Here is a 1,520-nt window from a genome sequence, read left to right on the forward strand (position 1 = left end):
GGGGGGTGTCCCTATGTTTTTGTCAAGTGCCAGACCGATGTTGACGAGCGCAGTCTTGGGAGTAGTTTCTTAGGCGTGCCTAGGAGCCGGCCAGCGTGTGCTGGTCGGCTTTCGTCTTCGGGCTTTATGCGGCGACGGGGCGTGGCGGGATTTCGCGGAAGAACTCCTTGTTTTTCAGCATCGCGTAGATGACATTGCATCGGCGTCGTGCCAGGCAGATGACTGCTGCGTTGTGGCGTTTTCCTTCAGCGCGTTTGCGTTCGTAATACCGCCGTGACGGTTCGTGGCTGCGGATAACTGCGAATGCGGAGTAGAACAAGGCGTTTTTCAGTCGTTTATTGCCTGACCGTGCCGGGAATTCACCTCTGATCGACGAACCGGATCGTCTAGTCACGGGTGCTATTCCAGCATAAGCAGCTAAGTGGCCAGCACTAGCGAAGTCGGAGCCATCACCGATCGCAAGAAGGATCTGCGCTGCGGTCTTGATGCCGACTCCGGGCATACTCATCAAGACCTCACAAAGAGGGAAATCAGCGAGCATCTCTTCAACCTGCTCAGCAATGGTGTTTCGTTGCTCTTTGAGGGCCTGGATGTTTGCAGCCAGTTGAGGAATTACTAACTCGGCGGCATCGCTTCCAGGCACGGTGACTGTTTGAGCTTTCAGCGCTGCAAAAATGTCGTCTACCAGCGGGGTGGGGTCTTTACGTGTGCGCTTGATCATCCAGTTCAACACTCGTTGGTATCCGGCTCTTTTTAGCCCCTGCGGTCCCTTGTAATGGATCAATAATTCCAGGATCGGCGTGCGAGTCAGGGTGCTACCAGCAAAAACTCGTTCCAGGCTGGGGTAGATCTGGGTGAGGACACTGCGAAGCCGATTGACAGTGCGAGTGCAATCGCGGGCGATGTCATCATCGAAGCCGGACAGCATCTTTAGGGCGGAGAGTACCTCATCATTGCGGTCGACGGCACGTAGCGTGTGGGGCATTGTGCGGGCGGTGTCGGCGATGATGAATGCGTCGCGTTTGTCTGTTTTTGCACGTCCCGGATAGAGATCTGCAGCTTTGCGCATCGCAAGACCTGGCAGGTATCCGACTTCGCAACCGCAGTCCCGGGCTACAGCAATCGGTAGTGCGCCGATGGTGTTGGGTTGGTCGACGATCACGAGCACGGTGCCAAGCTTCTGAAGCTGGTGAAAAACGCCTGCTAGTTCGGATTCGAGTTGAGGCAACGGTTTGTCGAAGACCTTGTTGCCATCACGGTCTAAGGCGCAGGCGTGGTGTTCAGATTTGCCGACGTCTAGCCCAAGGAATATGTCGATGGAATGCTCCGGAGACATGATGAGCTCCTAGAAAACGAGATGGGTATGGCGTTGTTCCAGTCGCTGGTGTCATGACCTTCGTTGCAAGCACCCACGTTACAAAGAGACCTAGTTTAAAACTGGCCGTGTCCCTATCAGCTGTCATCGAAAGTCCTGGCACCCGGCGGCAACACCCCCCGGATTATGGAAACTACAGGGCAGG

Annotated in this window: 1 protein-coding gene; it reads right to left on the bottom strand. The window is 55.5% G+C overall.

Features of this window, described 5'->3' with window-relative positions; genetic code table 11:
• Nucleotides 1-124: 124 nt before the first annotated feature.
• Entirely contained in the window at nucleotides 125-1,336 is a 1,212-nt protein-coding gene (locus QP997_RS09680; protein ID WP_070563919.1) for an IS110 family RNA-guided transposase, read from the bottom strand.
• Between the last annotated feature and the right edge of the window lie 184 nt (nucleotides 1,337-1,520).

The sequence above is a fragment of the Corynebacterium sp. MSK039 genome, from assembly GCF_030232315.1.
Lineage (GTDB): Bacteria > Actinomycetota > Actinomycetes > Mycobacteriales > Mycobacteriaceae > Corynebacterium.

Bases quoted from the DNA above. Each gene is read 5' to 3' on its own strand.
- QP997_RS09680 (WP_070563919.1), bottom strand. From the start codon at position 1,336: ATGTCTCCGGAGCATTCCATCGACATATTCCTTGGGCTAGACGTCGGC.